We start from the raw sequence: 18234 nt of genomic DNA on the forward strand, positions 1-18234 counted from the left end.
CCTCAGCTGGTCAGCACGACGATGTCGGCGCCATCCCACCACACCCACACACGCTGGTCGCGCTCCAGGCGCGCCACGTCATGGCGGGCCGCGTTGGTGCGCGACACCTTCACCACCGTGCCGCTGTCGAGCCGCACATGGTAGCTGGTTTCATTGCCAAAATACGCCATGGCGACGATCAGACCCTGGGCGCAGTTATAGCCATGTTCCGCTGGCGAAGCGCGCTCTTCCAGCGTGGGAGCGTCGATCTGGATGGCGATCTTTTCAGGCCGCACGGCCACCGAGACATCCATGCCCAGGTTGCCCGTGATGCCGTGGGCCACATACTGGCGGCCGTCTGGTGTATCGACCACCACGTGATCGGGTTCGTCTTCCGTGATGCGGCCGTCGAACAAATTCACGCTGCCGATAAAGTCGGCGACGAAGCGGCAATTTGGCGTTTCATAGATTTCACCAGGCGCGCCCACCTGCAAGATGCGCCCTTCGCTCATGACGGCGATGCGCGTGGCCATGCTCATCGCTTCATCCTGGTCGTGCGTGACCATCACGCAAGTGACGCCCACCTGTTCGATGATATTCACCAGTTCCATCTGCGTGCGCTCGCGCAGCTTCTTGTCGAGCGCGCCCAGCGGCTCGTCCAGCAGCAGCAATTGCGGACGCTTGGCCAGACTGCGCGCCAGCGCCACGCGCTGCTGCTGACCGCCCGACAACTGATGCGGTTTGCGCTTCGCGTATTGCGTCAGCTGTACCAGCGCCAGCATCTGCTCCACGCGCGCGCTAATCTCCGCTTTCGGCAAGCCATCGCGGCGCAGGCCAAAAGCGATGTTGTCCCATACCGACAAATGCGGAAACAGCGCATACGACTGGAACATCATATTGATCGGCCGCTGATGCGGCGGCACGTCGACGATGCTGTTACCCGCCAGCGCGATCGTGCCCGAGGTCGGCGTCTCGAAACCGGCCAGCATGCGCAGCAGGGTCGACTTGCCGCAGCCTGAACTGCCCAGCAAGGCGAAAATCTCGCCCTTGTTGATCGTCACGGAAATGGCATCGACGGCGCGCACGCCATCGAATTCCTTGACCAGCTGGTCAATCAGCAAAAATGGCGCTTGGGCGTCGCTGGCCGACGCGGCAGGTGTTGCTATCGTCATGTATGGGTGCTTTGGTAAAAGGGTGTCAAAATGAAAAACTGGCCGCTCTGTGAGCGGCCAAGATGGAAGTTTAGCGGAACTGCCGCGATTGCGGTCCAAAAAATGCGCAGATGACGGCAAAAGTGCGGAAAAACCTACACTCAGCCCTTTTCCTGCACTTCCGCGTAGGTCTTGTCCAAGCATAGCCTGATCAGAGCCACCATCTCGTCGATCTGCGCCCGCGTCATGACCAGCGGCGGGGCCACGATCATGCGTTCGCCCACGGCCCGCATGATCACGCCATTGTCGAACATATGGCGGCGGCAGATCATGCCCACGCCCTGATCCTCGTCAAACAACACATTGTCATGCACGCTCTGCCCCTTGCTGCGCACCAGGTTCAGGCCCGCCACCAGGCCGCAACTATCGGCGTAACCGACCAGTGGATGCGTCGCCAGGCTGGCGAAACGCTGTTTCAGGTAGGGCCCCGTATCCTCAGCTACCCTACGCACCAGGTTTTCGTCTTCGAGGATGCGAATATTTTCCAGCGCCGCCGCGCACGCCACCGGGTGGCCCGAATAGGTGAAACCGTGCGTAAATTCGCCGCCCTTGTCGATCAGGACTTTGGCCACCCTGTCGCCCACCAGCACGCCGCCCAGCGGCACATAACCGGACGTGACGCCTTTGGCAAACGTGATCAGGTCGGGCCGGATGCCAAACAGTTCGGAGCCGAACCAGCGCCCCATACGGCCGAAGCCGCAGATAACTTCATCGGCGATCAGCAAGATGCCGTACTTGTCGCAGATGCGCTGGATCTCGGGCCAGTAAGTGGCTGGCGGAATGATCACGCCACCGGCGCCCTGCACCGGCTCGCCGATAAAGGCGGCCACCTTGTCGGCGCCCACTTCGAGGATTTTTTCTTCCAGCCAGCCAGCCGCTTTCAAACCAAATGCTTCCGGTGTCAAACCGTGGCCCGCTTCCAGGTAATTGGGCTGGCCGATATGGACGATGCCCGGAATCGGCAAGCCGCCCTGAGCATGCATGCCATCCATGCCGCCCAGCGACGCGCCCGCCACCGTGCTGCCGTGGTAAGCATTGTGGCGGCTGATAATGGTATGGCGCTCCTTGTAGCCCAGCAAATCCCAGTAGCGGCGCACCATGCGCACATTGGTGTCGTTCGCTTCCGAGCCGGAACTGGTAAAGAACACGTGCTGGAACTGCGGTGGCGATATCTGCGCCAGCTTGGCTGCCAGCTGCGCGGCCGGCACATTGGTGGTGCCGAAAAAGCTGTTATAAAACGGCAGGGTTTCCATCTGCCGGTACACGGCTTGCGAAATCGAGGTGCGGCCATACCCTACGTTCACGCACCACAAGCCCGACATGCCATCGACGATTTTTTTGCCCTGGCTATCCCACAGGTAGACGCCATCGCCACGCACGATCACGCGCGCGCCCTTGGTTGCGAGGTCCTGGAAATCGGTGAAAGGATGCAGGTAGTGCGCCGAGTCCAGCTGCTGGATGGCGGCCGTATCGAATACTGGCGGCGTGGCGTTTTTCTGCGCCACGGAAGCAATGAGGGCGGCGCCGGGCGCCAGCGGATTGTTTGTTATGCTCATGCGTGCTCCTTTTTAAACATGCAGTAACAGGTGCTCACGCTCCCAAGGACTGATGACGGTCATGAATTCCTGGTGTTCCAGATCCTTGATGGCCGCGTACACGTCGATGAAGCGTTCGCCCAGCACCGTGCGCAATTTGTCTTCCGCGCGCAGCAGCTGCAGCGCTTCCGGCAAGCCTTGCGGCAATTCGAATTTCAAGTCATAAGCACTGCCCACCATCATCGGCGTCGGTTCGATCTGTTCCACCATGCCCAGGTAGCCGCAAGCCAGGGTAACGGCCAGGGCCAGATAGGGATTGGCGTCGGCGCCGATGATGCGGTTTTCGATGCGGCGGTCCTGCACCCCGGATTCGGGTACGCGGAAACCCACCGTGCGGTTGTCCAGGCCCCACTGGATATTGATGGGTGCAGCCGTATGGCGCACGATGCGGCGGTAGGAATTCACATACGGCGCGACGATGGCCATGGCCGACGGCATATAGCGCTGCAAGCCGCCGATGTAATGCTTGAAGATGGTGGCGGCCGAACCGTCTTCGTTGCTGAAGATATTCAAGCCCGTCTTCGCATCGGTCACGCTCTGATGCACATGCATGGCGGACCCCGGCTCGCCGGCCATCGGCTTGGCCATGAAGGTGGCGTACATATCGTGCTTGAGCGCCGCTTCGCGCAGGGTGCGCTTGAAGAAAAATACCTTGTCTGCCAGGCCCAGCGGATCGCCATGCAGGAAGTTGATTTCCATCTGGCCCGCGCCAATTTCATGGATCAGGGTATCGACGTCGAGGTTCATCAATTCGCAGTAATCGTAGATATCCTCGAACAGCGGATCGAACTCGTTGACGGCGTCGATGCTGTACACCTGGCGGCTGGTTTCGGCGCGGCCGCTGCGGCCGATGGGCGGCTTCAATGGCAAGTCCGGATCCATGTTCTTTGCCGTCAGGTAGAACTCCAGTTCAGGCGCCACCACCGGCTTCCATCCCTTGTCCGCATACAGTTTCAGCACGCGGCGCAGCACAGATCTTGGAGCAAAATCGACCAGCATGCCATCGGAAAAATAACAGTCGTGGATCACTTGTGCGGTGGGATCGGTGGCCCACGGCACCATGGTGATGGTGGTGGGATCGGCCTTTAAAATCATGTCGCGGTCAGTGCTGGAAATGGCACGGTCATAGCCGCCATCGTCGACCGGATAATTGCCCGTCACCGTCATGCCCAGCACCGCTTCGGGGATGCGCATGCCGCGCTCCTGGGTGAATTTACCGCGCGGCAGGATCTTTCCCCGCGCCACCCCGGTCAGGTCAGGCACCAGGCATTCTATCTCCGTGACCCGCTTTTCATTGAGCCACAAATCCATATCGGTATAAGTGAAATTTTCGCGTATTGCCATACTTCCCTCTCGCTGGTCTTGATCAAGCGCCGCGTGCTAAGAACTTATTTCAATGCGGCGCGCCGGTTCAATCTGCTGCTGTCAGGCGATGCTGCTGTTCTTGAAAATCGCGGCAAGCCTGGCCGAAAGCGCCGAATAAGCGCATCGCTAACGGATTGCTTTCAACTTGCCACTCTGGGTGCCACTGTACCGCCATCGCGAAACCTTCAGCGCCAGCTACCGCAAAAGCTTCGACCAGGCCATCGTCGGCCAGCGCTTCGACGATCAAGCCATCGGCCAAGCGGGCCACGCCCTGGCCATGCAGGGAGTTGACCATCATCTCGCTCTCGCCACCGAGTATGCGCGACAACATGCCGCCCGGCGTCAGACGCACGCGGTGCGCAGGGCCGTACTGGCGCTCGATAGGTTGACGTACATCTTCGCGGTGATCCTGCATATTGGCCACCGCATGCACGGCCTGGTGCAGGCTGCCGCCCAGCGCCACATTGATTTCCTGGAAGCCGCGGCAGATGGCCATCAAGGGCAGCTTGCGTGCCAGGGCCGCGCGTATCAGGGGCAAGGTGGTGGCGTCGCGGGCGGCGTCTTGCGGCAGCTCGGGAAAGCGGATCGCTTCGCCATACAGGCGCGCATCGACATTCGATGCGGCGCCCGTCAGCAAGACGCCGTCGGCGATACGCAGCGCAGCATCGAGATCAGTGCCGGAGCCGAACGCGGGCAAGACCAGCGGCATGCAATCGGCCCCCAGCAGCACTGCTTGCAGGTATTTGTCCTGCGCTATATGCCAGACATGATTACCAAGCTGGCGCTGGCAGGCAGGAACGAGAACGATGGGACGGCGCATAGTCAGACACCTCGCTAACGTGATGATCGAATGGCGGGCGCCCGTGCCGGGGCACACTCAAGGCAGCGGCTCGGGCTACACTAGCGGCTTTGCCGTAGTTGGTATTAAATTCATCATATGCCCGTCTGGTCTCAAACACCAGCACCGCCAGCAAAATCTGTCCATTTCTCCATGAGCGAACGCCTTTTTTCCAGACCATCTTCCCCTCTTTATCCGCAGGGACAGCCATGAAGCAAATGCCATGGCGCGACTTCTTTGCCCTGGTGGTCAGCATCGGCGTGGTGGGCCTGGGGCTGGGCGCCACCATGCCGCTCACGGCGCTGACGCTCGATCAGCGCGGCGTGGGCACCGACATCATCGGCATGATCACGGCCGTCAGCGCCATCGGCATCCTGGCCGCCTCGCCATTCGTGGCTCGCTGGGTAGCGCGTTTCGGTCCGCGCGCCACCATGCTGGGCGCCGTGTGGATCGCCTCCCTTGCCACCATGTCCATGCAGTTCAGCGACAGCCTGCTGGCCTGGAGTCTGCTGCGCTTTGTGTTCGGCGGCGCCATGGGCGTGCTGTTTACCATCGGCGAAGCGTGGATCAACCGCCTGGCGCCCGACAATTCGCGGGGACGGGTGGTGGCCATGTACACCACCAGCTTTACCTTTTTCCAGCTGATCGGCCCCGCGCTGGTAGCACTCTTCAACGACAAGATCAGCTGGAGCTTCGCCGCCTGCGGCTTGCTGTTTTTACTGGCCTTGCCGGGACTGATGCTGATCTCGAACAGCGGCCCGCAGCAAGAAGCAGAAGAGCAAGGCGTGCGCTGGACACTGATCCTGCCGCGCATGCCGATGATCGTGCTGGGCGCCGCCTTCTTTGCCCTGTTCGATACGCTGGCGCTCAGCCTCCTGCCCCTGTACGCGATGCGGCACGGTATCGCCACCGACCTGGCCCTGCTGTCGGCCACGGTGGTGCTGGTGGGCGACACGGGCTTGCAGTTCGCGCTGGGATGGATGGCCGATCATTTTGGCCGCGCCAAAGTGCATGCCGGTTGCGGCGTAGCCGTCTGCCTGCTGCTGCCGCTACTGCCGTTTGCCGTCAATACGCCCTGGTTGTGGTGGACCTTGCTGCTGCTCCTGGGCGCTGCCGCCGGCGGCATCTATATGCTGGCGCTGGTCGCCTGTGGCGAACGGTTTACCGGCTTGTCGCTGACCAGCGCCAGCGCCATCGTCAACGCCACCTGGGGCGTCACCAGCGGCGGCGGCCCCCTGCTGACGGGCGTGTTGATGCAATCCGTGGGCGTCAACGCCCTGCCTGCCGTGATGTGGGTGTGCGCCGCCATCTTTGTCGGCAGCGCCGTGTGGGAGCGCAAAAAGGGTATCGTCTAAGCGCTATTTTTTCAGCTGCGCCAGCCGCCGCTGCAATTCCTCGGCCACCGGATAATTCGGATTGGCCTGCTTGAAAGCGCTCCACTCCGCCTGCGCCGTCCGGGCATCGCCCGCCTTCAGCAAGGCGTCGATCTTGACCAGCCAGGTAGCAGGGTCCAGCTTTGCCGACGCTGGCGAGGGTGCAGCCACCGCCGCTTGCTGCGATGCCGGCGCCGATTCCGCAGCCGGCCGGACTGGCGCCTGCTTCTTGCGGAACCAGTCCACGCCGGTCAGGTTCAAGGTCAGCAGCACGGCAACGGCCAGCCCCAGAGGTATGCGCCAGCGCGTCAGGTAATCGGGGGCTTTTTTGGGCGCTTGATTAGCCGGTGGCGGCGCGTCCTTGTCATCGTTGTTATTCATGCCAGGTCTCCTTCATTGGTGACAGGGCCAGTGTAGCCGAACTATGCGGCGGACACAGTGAAATCCAGGTAAAAGCAGCTATCGTCTAAGCTTTAGCGTGCGCTGCCCAACAGAACCGCAATCGTGCGGCACGCAAAAAGGTCTACCATGGAAAGCCACGCCAACCTGGAGTTCCGGACATGCTCAAGCTCAAAGACCCGGCGCTGCTGCGCCAGCAATGCTATATCAACGGCCAGTGGCTGGACGCCGCTGGCGGCAAGCACGCGGACGTGGCCAATCCCGCCACCGGCGAGGCCATCGGCCATGTACCGGCCATGGGCACGCAGGAAACCGCGCAGGCGATTGCCGCAGCCAATGCGGCCTGGCCCGCCTGGCGCAAGAAAAGCGCCAGCGAACGCGCCAGCTATATGCGCCGCTGGAACGACTTGATGCTGGAGCACGCCGATGATCTGGCGCTGATCATGACGGCAGAACAGGGCAAGCCGCTGGCGGAAGCCAAGGGCGAAGTACAGTACGCGGCCTCGTTCATCGAATGGTTCGCTGAAGAAGGCAAGCGCGTGGCGGGCGACACCGTGGCATCGCCGTGGCCGGACCGCCGCATCGTGGTGACGAAAGAGCCGATCGGCGTCTGCGCCGCCATCACGCCATGGAATTTTCCAGCCGCGATGATCACGCGCAAAGTGGGCCCGGCCCTGGCGGCCGGCTGCCCCATCATCGTCAAGCCGGCCGGCCTGACGCCATTTTCCGCGCTGGCGCTGGCCGTGCTGGCCGAACGGGCCGGCATACCGCCTGGCGTGTTCAATGTCATTACGGGTTCCTCGCAAGAGATAGGCGACGAGATGACATCGAACCCGCTGGTGCGCAAACTCAGTTTCACGGGATCGACGGAAGTGGGCCGCATGCTGATGCGCCAGTGCGCGCCCACGATTAAAAAGCTCTCTTTGGAACTGGGCGGCAATGCACCATTCATCGTGTTCGACGACGCCGACCTGGACGCGGCCGTGGAAGGCGCCATCGCATCGAAATACCGCAACGCGGGCCAAACCTGCGTGTGCGCCAACCGCCTGTATGTGCAGGATGGCGTGTACGACGCGTTCGCCGAAAAACTGGTGGCCGCCGTGGAAAAACTCAAGGTGGGCAATGGTGTCGATGAAGGCGTCACGCAGGGCCCGCTGATCGAAGAAAAAGCCGTCAGGAAGGTGGAACAGCATGTGGCCGATGCGCTGGCCAAGGGCGGCCGACTACTGACGGGTGGCAAGCGCCACGCACTGGGTCACAGCTTCTTCCAGCCCACGGTCATCGCCAACGTCACCAGCGAGATGCTGGTGGCGCACGAAGAAACCTTCGGCCCACTGGCGCCCCTGTTCCGCTTCCACAAGGATGAAGAAGCGGTGGCGCTGGCCAACGATACGGAATTTGGCCTGGCCGCGTATTTTTACTCACGCGATATCGGCCGTATCTGGCGAGTGGCCGAAGGCCTGGAGGCCGGCATGGTGGGCGTGAACACGGGCCTGATCTCGACCGAAGTGGCGCCCTTTGGCGGCGTCAAGCAATCAGGCCTGGGCCGCGAAGGATCGCATTACGGCATCGACGATTATCTGGTGATCAAATATATCTGCATGGGCGGGATTTAAAGCAGGCGCTTATTCAAATCCCCGTATGCGGTCACCGTTGAAATTGGGCAGGCGCCACGCAAAATGCAGGGCCAGGAAACGGAACAGGAAGCCGGCGCCGATCGATGCCAGCTGCGCCACCGAACTGTCGACCTTGAAGTACAGCAGGCCCACGTACAGGCTGCCTGTAAACAAGGCCACGGTGGCATACACTTCGCGCTGCAGCACCAGCGGGATCTGGTTGCACAAAATATCGCGCAGCAAGCCGCCGAAAACGCCCGTGATCATCCCTGCCAGCACCACGATGGCCGGGTGCATGCCCGCGCCCATGGCGATGTCGCAGCCAATCACGCAAAAGGCTACCAGGCCCAGGCCATCGACCAGCAAAAAGATGGTGCGCAAATGGTGCAGATAGCGCGCCACGAAGGCCGTGACGACAGCCGCGCCGACGGTAAACAGCAGATACTCTGGATGCGCGATCCAGCCCAGCGGATAGTGCCCCAGCAGCATGTCGCGGATGGTGCCGCCACCCAGCGCGGTGACGGTGCCTATCATGCAGATGCCGAACAGGTCCATGCCGCGCCGCATGCCCATGATGGCGCCCGACATCGCTTCGGCGACAATCGCCACCAGATAAATCGTATGTAACAGCATGGTCTTACTCTTCCGAAAATGATTTGAGAATTTGTTCGCGTTCGCGCGCTTCGCTCAGGCTGCGCGCCTCGTTGGCCTTGCTGCTACCGCAACTGACGCTGCTGTGGATAAAATCGTAATTATCCTTGACGCAGTCGCCATCGAGGTATTCGGCATACACATAATCGCCATCGAGCATGGCCAGGCCTTCCGGCTCGCTGTGCGCCTGTTCGCGCCGGCCCTGCACGGCCACCTGCATGTAGTCGCGCCAGACGGGCAGCGCCAGCGTGCCGCCGGTGGCGTTGCCCAGGCTCTTGGGCTGGTCGTAGCCGAGCCAGACGACGGAAACCAGGCCCGAGGAATAGCCGGCAAACCAGGCGTCATAGGCATTGTTCGAGGTGCCCGTCTTGCCGGCGGCGTCGCTGCGGCCCAGCGCCAGCGCGCCGCGCCCGGTGCCGCTCCTGACCACGTCGCGCAGTATGCTGTCCATCACGTAGGCGTTGCGGGCGGAGATGATACGCGTACCGGTAATTTCCTCGCCCTTGGCGCGTGGCGCCGTATCGCTGAACAGCACCGCACCACCGCGGCTGCGCACTTCCTTGATCAGCTTGGGCGGCATTTGCAGTCCATCGTTGGCGAACACCGAATACGCTTGCGCCAGTTGCAGCGGCGTGACGGCGCCCGCACCCAGCGCCAGCGGCAGCGAGACGGGATTGCGTGCGCCCTCAAAGCCGAAGCCGGTGGCGAACTGCTGTACATAAGCGGGACCGGCAGCTTGCATCAGGCTGACGGCTACCAGGTTTTTCGAACGTATCAGCCCGCGCCGCACGCTGATGAAGCCTTCGTAATTGTCGCCATAATTGCGCGGACGCCAGGGCTGTGCGCCCGTTTCCTGCGGCAGCAGCAAGCGCTGCGTGTCATCCACTTCGCTGCCAGGGAAGTAGCCTTTTTCCAGCGCCGCCGAATACACGAACGGTTTGAAGCTGGAACCGGGCTGGCGGTAAGCCTGCGTGGCGTGGTTATAGTGGTTGCGGTAAAAATCGAAGCCGCCCGCCATGGCGACGATTTCGCCACTCTGGGCATCGATGGAAATCACGGCGCCTTCCATCTCCGGTAACTGGCTTAACAGCCAGCGCTTCTTCAGCGCATCGTGCACCACGCGGATCACGCTGCCCTCGGCCACGGCTTGCTTGCCTTCCAGAGGCAGCTTGCCGCCCAGGCGCGTTTCCGAGGCGGCAACGCTGATCTCTTCGCCATTGCGCAGCTGCGCCGTCAGCAGGCGCTTGCCGCCAGTGTCCACCTTGCGCACCAGCGCCGCCTGCAGCTCGCCGCTATCCGGATAGGGCGATAACTGGCGCGCCACGCTGTCAGTGGATGCGGGCAGGCGCGCTTCCGGGCCGCGATAACCGCGCCGCGCCTGAGCATTGAGCAATCCGTTCCGCAGCGCCTGGTCGGCAGCCCGCTGAGGCGCCATGCGGATAGTCGTCGTCACATCCAGGCCCATGCTGTACGCGCCTTCGGGATAACTTTGCAATATCAGCTGGCGCGCTTCCTCGACCGCATACGCGGCAGCCTGCACCGAGCTGTTGCGGCTCTGGTTCAGCACCAGTGGCTCGGCCACGGCCGCATCGTATTCCGCCTGGGTGATGTCACCCAGTTCGCGCATGCGCTGCAAGATGTAGCGCTGGCGCAGCTTGGCCCGCGTCGGATTGGCGACCGGGTTGTAGGCTGACGGCGCCTTGGGCAAGCCGGCCAGCATGGCCGCTTCCGCGACAGTCAGATCGGCCAGCGGCTTGTCGAAATAAATGTTCGATGCAGCGGAAAAACCGTAGGAACGCTCGCCCAGATAAATCTGGTTCATATACAGTTCCAGCAGCTTGTCCTTGCCGTAATGCTGTTCCAGCTTGTAGGCCAGCAGCATTTCAGTCAGCTTGCGCTGCACGGTTTTGTCGCGCGACAGGAAAAAGCCGCGCGCCACCTGCATGGTGATGGTACTGGCGCCCTGCGCATGGCGGCCCGTGACGACGTTGGCCAGGGTCGCCCGCGCCAAGCCCATAAAGTCGACGGCGCCGTGTTCATAGAAACGCGCATCTTCGATGGCCAGCAAGGCTTGCCGCATGCGCAGCGGGATTTGCTTCAGAGGCAGGAATTCGCGGCGCTCTTCGCCGTATTCAGCCAGCAGTTCACCCTCGCTGGAAAAAATCCGCAGCGGCAGGGCCGGCTTGTATTGCGCGAGGTGTTCGACGTTCGGCAAGTCCAGCCACGCCTGGCGCAGCCACCAGCCGCCCGCCAGCGCGGTCGCCAGGGCCAAGCCCAAAGTCACACCCAGGCCGAATTTCACATTCCGGGCCAGCCGGGATTGTGGTTTGCGCACTGATTTTTGTTGCGTTTGCTGTTCCATATGACGACCTCCCTGCTGCGCCATATACCGCGCAAAGAGGCATTGTGCATCGCAACACGGTTATCCTTATGAAAATTAAGTATTATTTAGTATTGATAAATTTTTCTAATCTTAGGCGAAGTCCCATGAACCTCAATCCCAAACACACGGACGCCTTTCGCGCCGTCGTCGAGACGGGCAGTTTCGAGCAGGCAGCGTTGCAGCTGCACCTGACGTCGCCCGCCATTTCGCAGCGCGTGCGGGCGCTGGAAAGCCAGCTGGGCAATGCACTGATCGTACGCAGCCGCCCTGCCCGCGCCACGCGCACGGGCCAGCGCCTGATGCAGTATCTGAAGCGCGCCGCGCTGCTGGAAGCGGACCTGGAAGCGGAACTGGCGGTGCAGCAAGATGCGCCGCTGACCCTGGTGCTGGCGCTGAACGCGGATTCCATGGGCACCTGGTTTTTCCCGGCCCTGTCGGAAGTGCTGATACGCGAGCGGGTGCTGCTGGACCTGACCGTGGAAGACCAGGACCATACTTATACCTTGCTGGAAACAGGCATGGCGATCGGCTGCATCAGCACGGAAGCCAAGCCCATGCGTGGTTGCACGGCCGAGCCGCTGGGCGTGATGCGCTATTGGCTGGTAGCCACACCAGCGTTTCGCCAGCAGTGGTTTGCGCACGGCCTGACGCGCAAGGCGGCCCGCACGGCGCCCGTGGTGGCGTACACGCGCAAGGACACCCTGCAATCGTCGTTCCTGCAAGAAACGCTGGGCTTGCCTGAAGGAGCCTATCCCTGCCATTACGTGCCGGGCGCCACCTCGCATTTCAACGCCATCCGCTATGGCCTCGGTTACGGCATGGTGCCCGAGCTGCTGCTGAAGGCCAATACCGATGGGGATCTGGTGGAAATGCTGGCGCCCAAGGCGCCCGCCGATGTGGCCCTGTACTGGCACACGTGGAAGGTGCAATCGCCGCGCATGGAGCAGCTGTCGCGGCAAATCATTGCAGCGGCACGCACAGTGTTGAAGTGATCAGCGCTGCATACCCCAGCGCTTCAGGGTGACCCGCTCCAAGGTGCGGAAACCGATGTTTTCCACCAGCAAGCCGATCACGATCACGGCCGCCAGGCCCGCGAAGACCTTGTCCGTGTAAAGTTCATTGCGGTTCTGGAAGATGTACCAGCCCAGGCCGCCTTGCCCCGAAGACGTGGTGCCAAACACCAGTTCGGCTGCGATCAGGGTACGCCAGGCAAAGGCCCAGCCTATCTTCAAACCCGAGACGATCGATGGCAAGGCGCCCGGCACGAGGATATGCAGCACCAGGCGCAAGCCGCTCAAGCCATAGTTGCGGCCCGCCATGCGCAAGGTTTCAGGCACACTTTGAAACCCTGCATAGGTGTTCAAGGCCAGCGGCCACATCACGGAATGCACGATGACGAAGATCAAGCTGCCCCGGCCCAGGCCGAACCAAAGCAGGGCCAACGGCAGCAAGGCGATGGCAGGCAAGGGATTAAACATGGCGGTCAAGGTTTCCAGCACGTCGCGTCCAATGCGGGTGGAGACGGCGAGCAAGGTCAGCAGGAATGCGGCCAGCAGACCCAGCACATAACCTTGCAGCAAGACATTCAAGGACGCGCCCGTGCGCGTGAGCAATTCTCCGCTGGCGATGCCGCCCACAAACGCCTGCGCCGTCTGCCAAAAACTGGGCAATAATAAATCGTTATTGGTCCAGCGCGCCGTGCCTTCCCACAGCAGAGCCAGGACGATCAGGATCAAGCCCTTGCGCCAGCCCGCCTGTTGCCATAAGTGCTGCCAGCGCGGCAATGGCAGTTCGACGGCGATGCCTGCGGGTGGCGGCGCGGCGTAGACGAATTCCTGGCGGATCGGTGGTTCCAGCAGCAAACTCATACGACGCTCCTGTGCAAATCATGTTCGGCCGTTTCGGCGACGGTGGTCTCCTCATCGAACAGCAAGCCGTGGATGCGGCTGCTGGCCGCCTGGAATTCGGCGCTGCCCGCGCTGTGCAAACCGAATTGATGGCTGTTCAATTCCGCCCTGACCCGGCCCGGATGGGGCGACAGCAGCAAGATGCGGTTGCCCACCACCAGCGCTTCCTCGATCGAGTGCGTGACGAACACCAGCGTAAAACGCAGTTCTTCCCACAAACGCCCCAGTTCTTCCTGCATCTTGCGCCGCGTCAAAGCATCGAGCGCGGCGAACGGTTCATCCATCAGCAGCACTTCCGGCTGCATGGCCAGCGCGCGGGCAATCGCCACCCGCTGTTTCATGCCACCCGACAAGGTATGCGGATGGGCTTGCTCAAAACCGGCCAGGCCCACTTTAGCTATCCAGTGATGGGCACGCTCGCGGGCCGCCACCTTGTCCAGGCGCTTGCTGGCCAGCAAGGGGAACATCACGTTTTCCAGCACCGTTTTCCACGGTGGCAACTGGTCGAATTCCTGGAACACCACCACCCGGTCCGGCCCCGGCTTTTTGATCGGCAAACCTTCCATGGTGATGCTGCCCGAGCGAGGGGCAATAAAACCCGCCACCGCTTTCAAGAGCGACGACTTGCCGCAGCCGGATGGTCCCAGCAAGACAAAACGGTCGCCCCGGAATACGTCAAAACTGACTTCATGCGTGGCGCGCACGGTGCGCTGCTCGCTGCGGTATTCCAGGCTGACCTTGTCGACGGACAGCAGCGGCGCCACGCCGGCAGGCGGGCGTACCAGTTGAAAAGCAGGTGTGTGCATCTCAGCTTCCTTGTCCGATGGCCGGGTCATCAAAGAAATAATCGCGCCAGCTGTCGGGCCGGTTGCGGATGGCGTTCACCCGGTGCAGGAATTGCCCCAGGCCCAGGGTGTTTTGCGGTGCGATCTTGAATTGCACTTGCGGGTTGGCAAAGATTTTCAACAGCAGATTGCGGTCCACCTTGCTCTTGTTGAGCTTGATATAAATGTCGGCCGCTCCCTGCGGATTGCTGCTCGCATACTGGGCCGCTTCAGCCAGGGCCGCGACAAAGGCATGGTAAGTTTTCGGATTGTCTTTACGGAATTTCTCGGTCGCATACAGCAGGGTTGATGAGCTGGGGCCACCCTGCACTTCATAGGAATTCAAGATAATGTGGGCATTCGGGTTTTGCGCCAGCTCCTGTTCCTGAAATGGCGAATTGCCGAAATGCCCAGTCAATTCCGTGCCGCCCGCAATGATGGCGGCGGCCGCATCCGGGTGAGGTAAAGTCTGCGTGATCTTGTCGAGGCGCGCGAATTCCTTGTCGCCCCATTGTTTCGCCACCGCCATTTGCAGGATGCGCGCCTGCACGGAGACGGACACGGCCGGCAAGGCGATGCGGTCCTTGTCCGTCAAGTCAGCCAGGGTTTTCACCTTGGGATTATTGCTGACCAGGTAGTAGGGGAAATTGCCCAGGGAAGCCACGCCACGCACATTTTGCCGCCCGCGCGTGCGGTCCCAGATGGTCAGCAATGGCCCCAGGCCTGCACCGGCGATATCGATATTGCCCGACAACAAAGCGTCATTGATGGCTGGCCCACCCGACAAGGTGACCCAGTCCACCTTGATATCGACGCCAAGCTGCTTGCCATGCTTTTCGATCAGCTTTTGCTCCTGCGCGATATTGAGCAGCAGAAAGGTGATGCCATACTGGCCGGCGATGCGCAATTGTCCTTCGGCGCGGGCCATGGAAGCCCCCATCGTCAGCAAACACAGCATCGCCAGGGCGGCGGTCAGACGGCGGCGGACGAGAGCAAACGACTTCAACATGGACACTCCTGGTGAAAGAAATCAGTACGGCGCATCGCCTTCGATGGTGGTGCGGAACAGCTTGCGGCGCTGTTCCGGTGGGCAACCGGTGGCCAGATGCATCAGGGAACGGTTATCCCAGAACACCAGGTCGCGCGCCTGCCATCGGTGCACATATAAATGTTCGGGGCGCACACTGTGGGCAAACAGTTCGTCGAGTACGGCGCGGCTTTCATCGTCGGGCAAGCCGACGATGCGCGTGGTGAAATGTTCGCTGACAAACAGGGCGCGCCGTCCCGTTTCCGGATGCACGCGCACGATGGGATGCGTGACGGGCTGCACTGCATCGATCTGCGCCTGCGTCAGTGCGGGCCGCCAGGGATTGCGGCGGCGCAATTCCTCGTACTGGCATAAATAACTGTGTTCGGCATGCGCGCCGCGCACGACGTGGCGCAGCGCAGCCGGCAAGCTTTCCCAGGCCAGGTGCATATTGGCAAACACGGTATCGCCGCCTTCCTCGGGCAACTCTTGCGCGTGCAACATGGAACCGAGGCTGGGAATTTCTTTATAAGACAAGTCCGAATGCCAGAAATGGCCCGCATCGCCCAGGCCGATAGGTTGGCCGTTTTCGACGATATTCGAAATGATCAGGATTTCCGGGTGCTGCGGCAGCTGGAACTGGTGCAGCACGTGGATTTGCAAGGCGCCAAAGCGGCGGCTGAAATCGATTTGCTGCTGCGGCGTGATGTGCTGGTCACGGAACACCAGCACGTGATGGTCGAGATGGGCGTGGTGTACGCGCTGGAAATCGCTGAGCGACAAGGGCTGCGCCAGGTCCAGGCCCACGACTTGCGCGCCCAGGGGTGCATCGAAGGCTTCGATATGGAAGTTGCTGCGCAACTGGCTAGCCAAGTTGCTGGTAGAAACGGGGGATTCGAGGACGGCCGACATGATGGATTCATCAGTGAACGAGGGATGTTCACTGTATGCCGGTCGGCCATCCTTGCAAACGAAGCTTATCCTATATGGATATGCAGATTGTGCTGATACAACTGGCTTATACCGCTTCGTAGCGGGCCAGGCGGGCCGCCATGCGCGGGGCCAGTTCATGGCCGGCCGTGACGGTCATGTCCAGGTCATTCAACAGACCATCTTTCAAGCCATACACCCAGCCGTGTACGCTGAGTTCCTGGCCGCGTTCCCAGGCATCTTGCACGATGGTGGTCTGGCAGACGTTCAAGACTTGTTCGACGACGTTCAATTCACACAGGCGGTCGCTGCGCTCGCGGCTGCCCAGCACTTCACCGAGGTAGCGCTCATGTTTCTGCCCTACATCCTGCACATGGCGCAGCCAGTTGTCGACCAGGCCGATGCGCGTGCCCGTCAGGGCCGCATGCACGCCCTTGCAGCCATAATGGCCGACGATGATGACGTGTTTGACTTTCAGCACGTCCACTGCAAATTGCAATACGGAAAGACAGTTGAGGTCGGAATGCACGACCACGTTGGCGATATTCCGGTGCACAAATACGTCGCCAGGCGCCATGCCCAGCAATTCGTTGGCGGGAACACGGCTGTCGGAACAGCCGATCCACAGATATTCGGGCGAAGTCTGGGCTTCCAGATTCTTGAAGAAGTTCGGATCCTTCTCCACCATTGAGTCGGCCCAACGGCGGTTGCGTAACAGCAACTCTGCCAGGGCCTGGCCGCTTTTAACTTCGGTCATATCGCTCCCATTTGATAAAACGGACATTGCGCGCAAGGCGCCGCAATATCCGCTTCCGGTTAAAAAAACGCCGGGATGGTTGAGCATCCCGGCGCTTCGTATTACTGCTGCTTATTCAAAAAAATCCTTGACCTTATCTTTCCAGGTCTTGCTTTGAGGACTGTGCTTGGCACCGCCCTCGGTAGTGGATTTTTCAAAGTCACGCAGCAATTCTTTTTGCTTTTCCGTCAGTTTCACCGGCGTTTCGATGGCCACGTGGCAGAACAGATCGCCCGCGTAACCGGAACGCACGCCCTTGATGCCCTTGCCTTTCAAGCGGAAAGTCTTGCCCGACTGGGTGCCTTCAGGAATCGTGAACGATACCTTGCCGTTCAGGGTAGGTACTTCGATTTCACCGCCCAGGGCTGCCTTGGTGAATGAGATCGGCATTTCGCAATGCAGGTCATCACCTTCGCGCTGGAATACGGCGTGCGGCTTGATGTGGATTTCCACATACAGGTCGCCGGACGGGCCGCCATTCGTACCTGGTTCGCCGTTGCCGGACGAGCGGATACGCATGCCATTGTCGATGCCAACAGGAATCTTGACTTCCAGCGTCTTGTTGCGCTTGATGCGGCCTGCGCCGCCGCAAGGCGTACAAGGATCGGTGATGACCTTGCCGCTACCATGGCATTTCGGGCAAGTTTGCTGGATGCTGAAGAAACCTTGCTGCATGCGCACCTGGCCGTGGCCGCCGCACGTACCGCAAGTGGTCGGCGAAGTGCCTGGCTTGGCGCCGCTGCCGTGGCAAGTATCGCACTTGTCCCAACTCGGCACGCGGATAGTCGTGTCGAAGCCGTGAGCAGCTTGCTCCAGCGTAATTTCCAGGTTATAGCGCAAGTCGGCGCCACGGTACACTTGTGGACCCGCATTGCGGCTGCGTCCACCGCCACCGCCAAAGATGTCGCCAAAGATATCGCCAAAGCTGTCGGCAAAACCGCCGCCACCAAAGCCGCCACCGCCGCCACCCATGTTCGGGTCCACGCCAGCATGACCGTAACGGTCGTATGCATCGCGCTTTTCCGGATTGGTCAGCATTTCGTAGGCTTCTTTGACTTCCTTGAACTTTTCTTCCGATTCCTTACTGTCCGGATTGCGGTCCGGATGGTATTTCATCGCCAGTTTGCGGTAAGCCTTTTTGATCTCTTCTTCCGAAGCATTTTTTGCGACACCGAGTGTCTCGTAAAAATCACGCTTTGCCATGTTGTCGGCACCTTGCAGTCTATCTACTGATGTAAAAGTTACACGAAAAAGCCGAGTCGAGTGCCGCGGGGCGGCGACTCGGCTCGGCCGGTCTTCGCAGAGAAATTCCGCGACGTAGCATACAGCCCGGTTGCTCC

At 61.0% G+C, this 18234-nt stretch carries 16 protein-coding genes; 3 read left to right on the forward strand and 13 right to left on the reverse strand.

Translation table 11 applies throughout. From position 1 onward, the window contains the following. Window positions 1–2: 2 nt before the first annotated feature. The 4 genes from HDE75_RS09945 to HDE75_RS09960 all read right to left on the reverse strand — a co-directional run bounded on the left by HDE75_RS09945 (window position 3) and on the right by HDE75_RS09960 (window position 4970). Window positions 3–1151 carry an ABC transporter ATP-binding protein gene (locus HDE75_RS09945; protein WP_183674304.1) on the reverse strand — a complete coding sequence of 383 codons (1149 nt, stop codon included), beginning with the start codon at window positions 1149–1151 and terminating at the stop codon, window positions 3–5. 140 nt (window positions 1152–1291) lie between these two features. Beyond that, complete coding sequence (locus tag HDE75_RS09950) at window positions 1292–2746, reverse strand: aspartate aminotransferase family protein (RefSeq protein ID WP_183674301.1); 1455 nt, start codon at window positions 2744–2746, stop codon at window positions 1292–1294. 12 nt (window positions 2747–2758) lie between these two features. Then, on the reverse strand, window positions 2759–4129 hold the full coding sequence (locus HDE75_RS09955) for a glutamine synthetase family protein (protein ID WP_183674299.1): 1371 nt from the start codon (window positions 4127–4129) through the stop codon (window positions 2759–2761). A gap of 67 nt (window positions 4130–4196) precedes the next feature. Further along, complete coding sequence (locus tag HDE75_RS09960) at window positions 4197–4970, reverse strand: gamma-glutamyl-gamma-aminobutyrate hydrolase family protein (protein ID WP_183674296.1); 774 nt, start codon at window positions 4968–4970, stop codon at window positions 4197–4199. A gap of 227 nt (window positions 4971–5197) precedes the next feature. Here HDE75_RS09960 and HDE75_RS09965 point away from each other — a divergent pair, with 227 nt between their 5' ends. After that, on the forward strand, window positions 5198–6343 hold the full coding sequence (locus HDE75_RS09965; protein WP_183674294.1) for an MFS transporter: 1146 nt from the start codon (window positions 5198–5200) through the stop codon (window positions 6341–6343). Window positions 6344–6346: 3 nt separating this feature from the next. Here HDE75_RS09965 and HDE75_RS09970 read toward each other — a convergent pair whose 3' ends face one another. Beyond that, window positions 6347–6742 (reverse strand): hypothetical protein, encoded by a 396-nt coding sequence (locus HDE75_RS09970; RefSeq protein ID WP_183674291.1) that lies wholly within the window; start codon window positions 6740–6742, stop codon window positions 6347–6349. Between the two features lie 179 nt (window positions 6743–6921). On the opposite strand from HDE75_RS09970, the gene gabD reads away from it, so the two are divergent. Then, window positions 6922–8376: an NADP-dependent succinate-semialdehyde dehydrogenase gene (gene gabD, locus HDE75_RS09975; protein ID WP_183674288.1), complete on the forward strand. Its 1455-nt coding sequence runs from the start codon at window positions 6922–6924 to the stop codon at window positions 8374–8376. A gap of 9 nt (window positions 8377–8385) precedes the next feature. On the opposite strand, the gene HDE75_RS09980 is transcribed toward gabD, so the two are convergent. After that, a complete protein-coding gene (locus HDE75_RS09980; protein WP_183674285.1) occupies window positions 8386–9009 on the reverse strand; it encodes a trimeric intracellular cation channel family protein in 624 nt (207 codons plus the stop codon). Window positions 9010–9013: 4 nt separating this feature from the next. Next, entirely contained in the window at window positions 9014–11362 is a 2349-nt protein-coding gene (locus HDE75_RS09985; RefSeq protein WP_311735169.1) for a penicillin-binding protein 1A, read from the reverse strand. A 152-nt stretch (window positions 11363–11514) separates the two neighbouring features. Here HDE75_RS09985 and HDE75_RS09990 point away from each other — a divergent pair, with 152 nt between their 5' ends. Continuing rightward, complete coding sequence (locus tag HDE75_RS09990; protein WP_183674278.1) at window positions 11515–12402, forward strand: HTH-type transcriptional regulator ArgP; 888 nt, start codon at window positions 11515–11517, stop codon at window positions 12400–12402. Here the strand turns inward: HDE75_RS09990 and HDE75_RS09995 are convergent, their stop codons facing one another. From HDE75_RS09995 to dnaJ, 6 genes are all read right to left on the reverse strand, one after another. Then, a complete protein-coding gene (locus HDE75_RS09995; RefSeq protein WP_183674275.1) occupies window positions 12403–13278 on the reverse strand; it encodes an ABC transporter permease in 876 nt (291 codons plus the stop codon). Continuing rightward, on the reverse strand, window positions 13275–14123 hold the full coding sequence (locus HDE75_RS10000) for an ABC transporter ATP-binding protein (protein WP_183674272.1): 849 nt from the start codon (window positions 14121–14123) through the stop codon (window positions 13275–13277). The genes HDE75_RS09995 and HDE75_RS10000 overlap by 4 nt, the downstream gene beginning before the upstream one ends. A gap of 1 nt (window position 14124) precedes the next feature. Further along, window positions 14125–15099 (reverse strand): ABC transporter substrate-binding protein, encoded by a 975-nt coding sequence (locus HDE75_RS10005; RefSeq protein WP_409254909.1) that lies wholly within the window; start codon window positions 15097–15099, stop codon window positions 14125–14127. Between the two features lie 72 nt (window positions 15100–15171). Next, window positions 15172–16080 (reverse strand): TauD/TfdA dioxygenase family protein, encoded by a 909-nt coding sequence (locus HDE75_RS10010; protein WP_183674266.1) that lies wholly within the window; start codon window positions 16078–16080, stop codon window positions 15172–15174. A 106-nt stretch (window positions 16081–16186) separates the two neighbouring features. Then, on the reverse strand, window positions 16187–16855 hold the full coding sequence (can, locus tag HDE75_RS10015; RefSeq protein ID WP_183674262.1) for a carbonate dehydratase: 669 nt from the start codon (window positions 16853–16855) through the stop codon (window positions 16187–16189). A 111-nt stretch (window positions 16856–16966) separates the two neighbouring features. After that, window positions 16967–18097, reverse strand: coding sequence for a molecular chaperone DnaJ (gene dnaJ, locus HDE75_RS10020; protein ID WP_183674258.1), 1131 nt, complete (start codon window positions 18095–18097; stop codon window positions 16967–16969). Window positions 18098–18234: the final 137 nt, after the last annotated feature.

The organism is Janthinobacterium silvisoli, assembly GCF_014200725.1.
In the GTDB taxonomy this organism is placed as follows: domain Bacteria; phylum Pseudomonadota; class Gammaproteobacteria; order Burkholderiales; family Burkholderiaceae_D; genus Janthinobacterium.

Bases quoted from the DNA above. Each gene is read 5' to 3' on its own strand.
- HDE75_RS09945 (WP_183674304.1), bottom strand. From the start codon at position 1,151: ATGACGATAGCAACACCTGCCGCGTCGGCCAGCGACGCCCAAGCGCCA.
- HDE75_RS09950 (WP_183674301.1), bottom strand. From the start codon at position 2,746: ATGAGCATAACAAACAATCCGCTGGCGCCCGGCGCCGCCCTCATTGCT.
- HDE75_RS09955 (WP_183674299.1), bottom strand. From the start codon at position 4,129: ATGGCAATACGCGAAAATTTCACTTATACCGATATGGATTTGTGGCTC.
- HDE75_RS09960 (WP_183674296.1), bottom strand. From the start codon at position 4,970: ATGCGCCGTCCCATCGTTCTCGTTCCTGCCTGCCAGCGCCAGCTTGGT.
- HDE75_RS09965 (WP_183674294.1), top strand. From the start codon at position 5,198: ATGAAGCAAATGCCATGGCGCGACTTCTTTGCCCTGGTGGTCAGCATC.
- HDE75_RS09970 (WP_183674291.1), bottom strand. From the start codon at position 6,742: ATGAATAACAACGATGACAAGGACGCGCCGCCACCGGCTAATCAAGCG.
- gabD (WP_183674288.1), top strand. From the start codon at position 6,922: ATGCTCAAGCTCAAAGACCCGGCGCTGCTGCGCCAGCAATGCTATATC.
- HDE75_RS09980 (WP_183674285.1), bottom strand. From the start codon at position 9,009: ATGCTGTTACATACGATTTATCTGGTGGCGATTGTCGCCGAAGCGATG.
- HDE75_RS09990 (WP_183674278.1), top strand. From the start codon at position 11,515: ATGAACCTCAATCCCAAACACACGGACGCCTTTCGCGCCGTCGTCGAG.
- HDE75_RS09995 (WP_183674275.1), bottom strand. From the start codon at position 13,278: ATGAGTTTGCTGCTGGAACCACCGATCCGCCAGGAATTCGTCTACGCC.
- HDE75_RS10000 (WP_183674272.1), bottom strand. From the start codon at position 14,123: ATGCACACACCTGCTTTTCAACTGGTACGCCCGCCTGCCGGCGTGGCG.
- HDE75_RS10005 (WP_409254909.1), bottom strand. From the start codon at position 15,099: ATGCTGTGTTTGCTGACGATGGGGGCTTCCATGGCCCGCGCCGAAGGA.
- HDE75_RS10010 (WP_183674266.1), bottom strand. From the start codon at position 16,080: ATGTCGGCCGTCCTCGAATCCCCCGTTTCTACCAGCAACTTGGCTAGC.
- can (WP_183674262.1), bottom strand. From the start codon at position 16,855: ATGACCGAAGTTAAAAGCGGCCAGGCCCTGGCAGAGTTGCTGTTACGC.
- dnaJ (WP_183674258.1), bottom strand. From the start codon at position 18,097: ATGGCAAAGCGTGATTTTTACGAGACACTCGGTGTCGCAAAAAATGCT.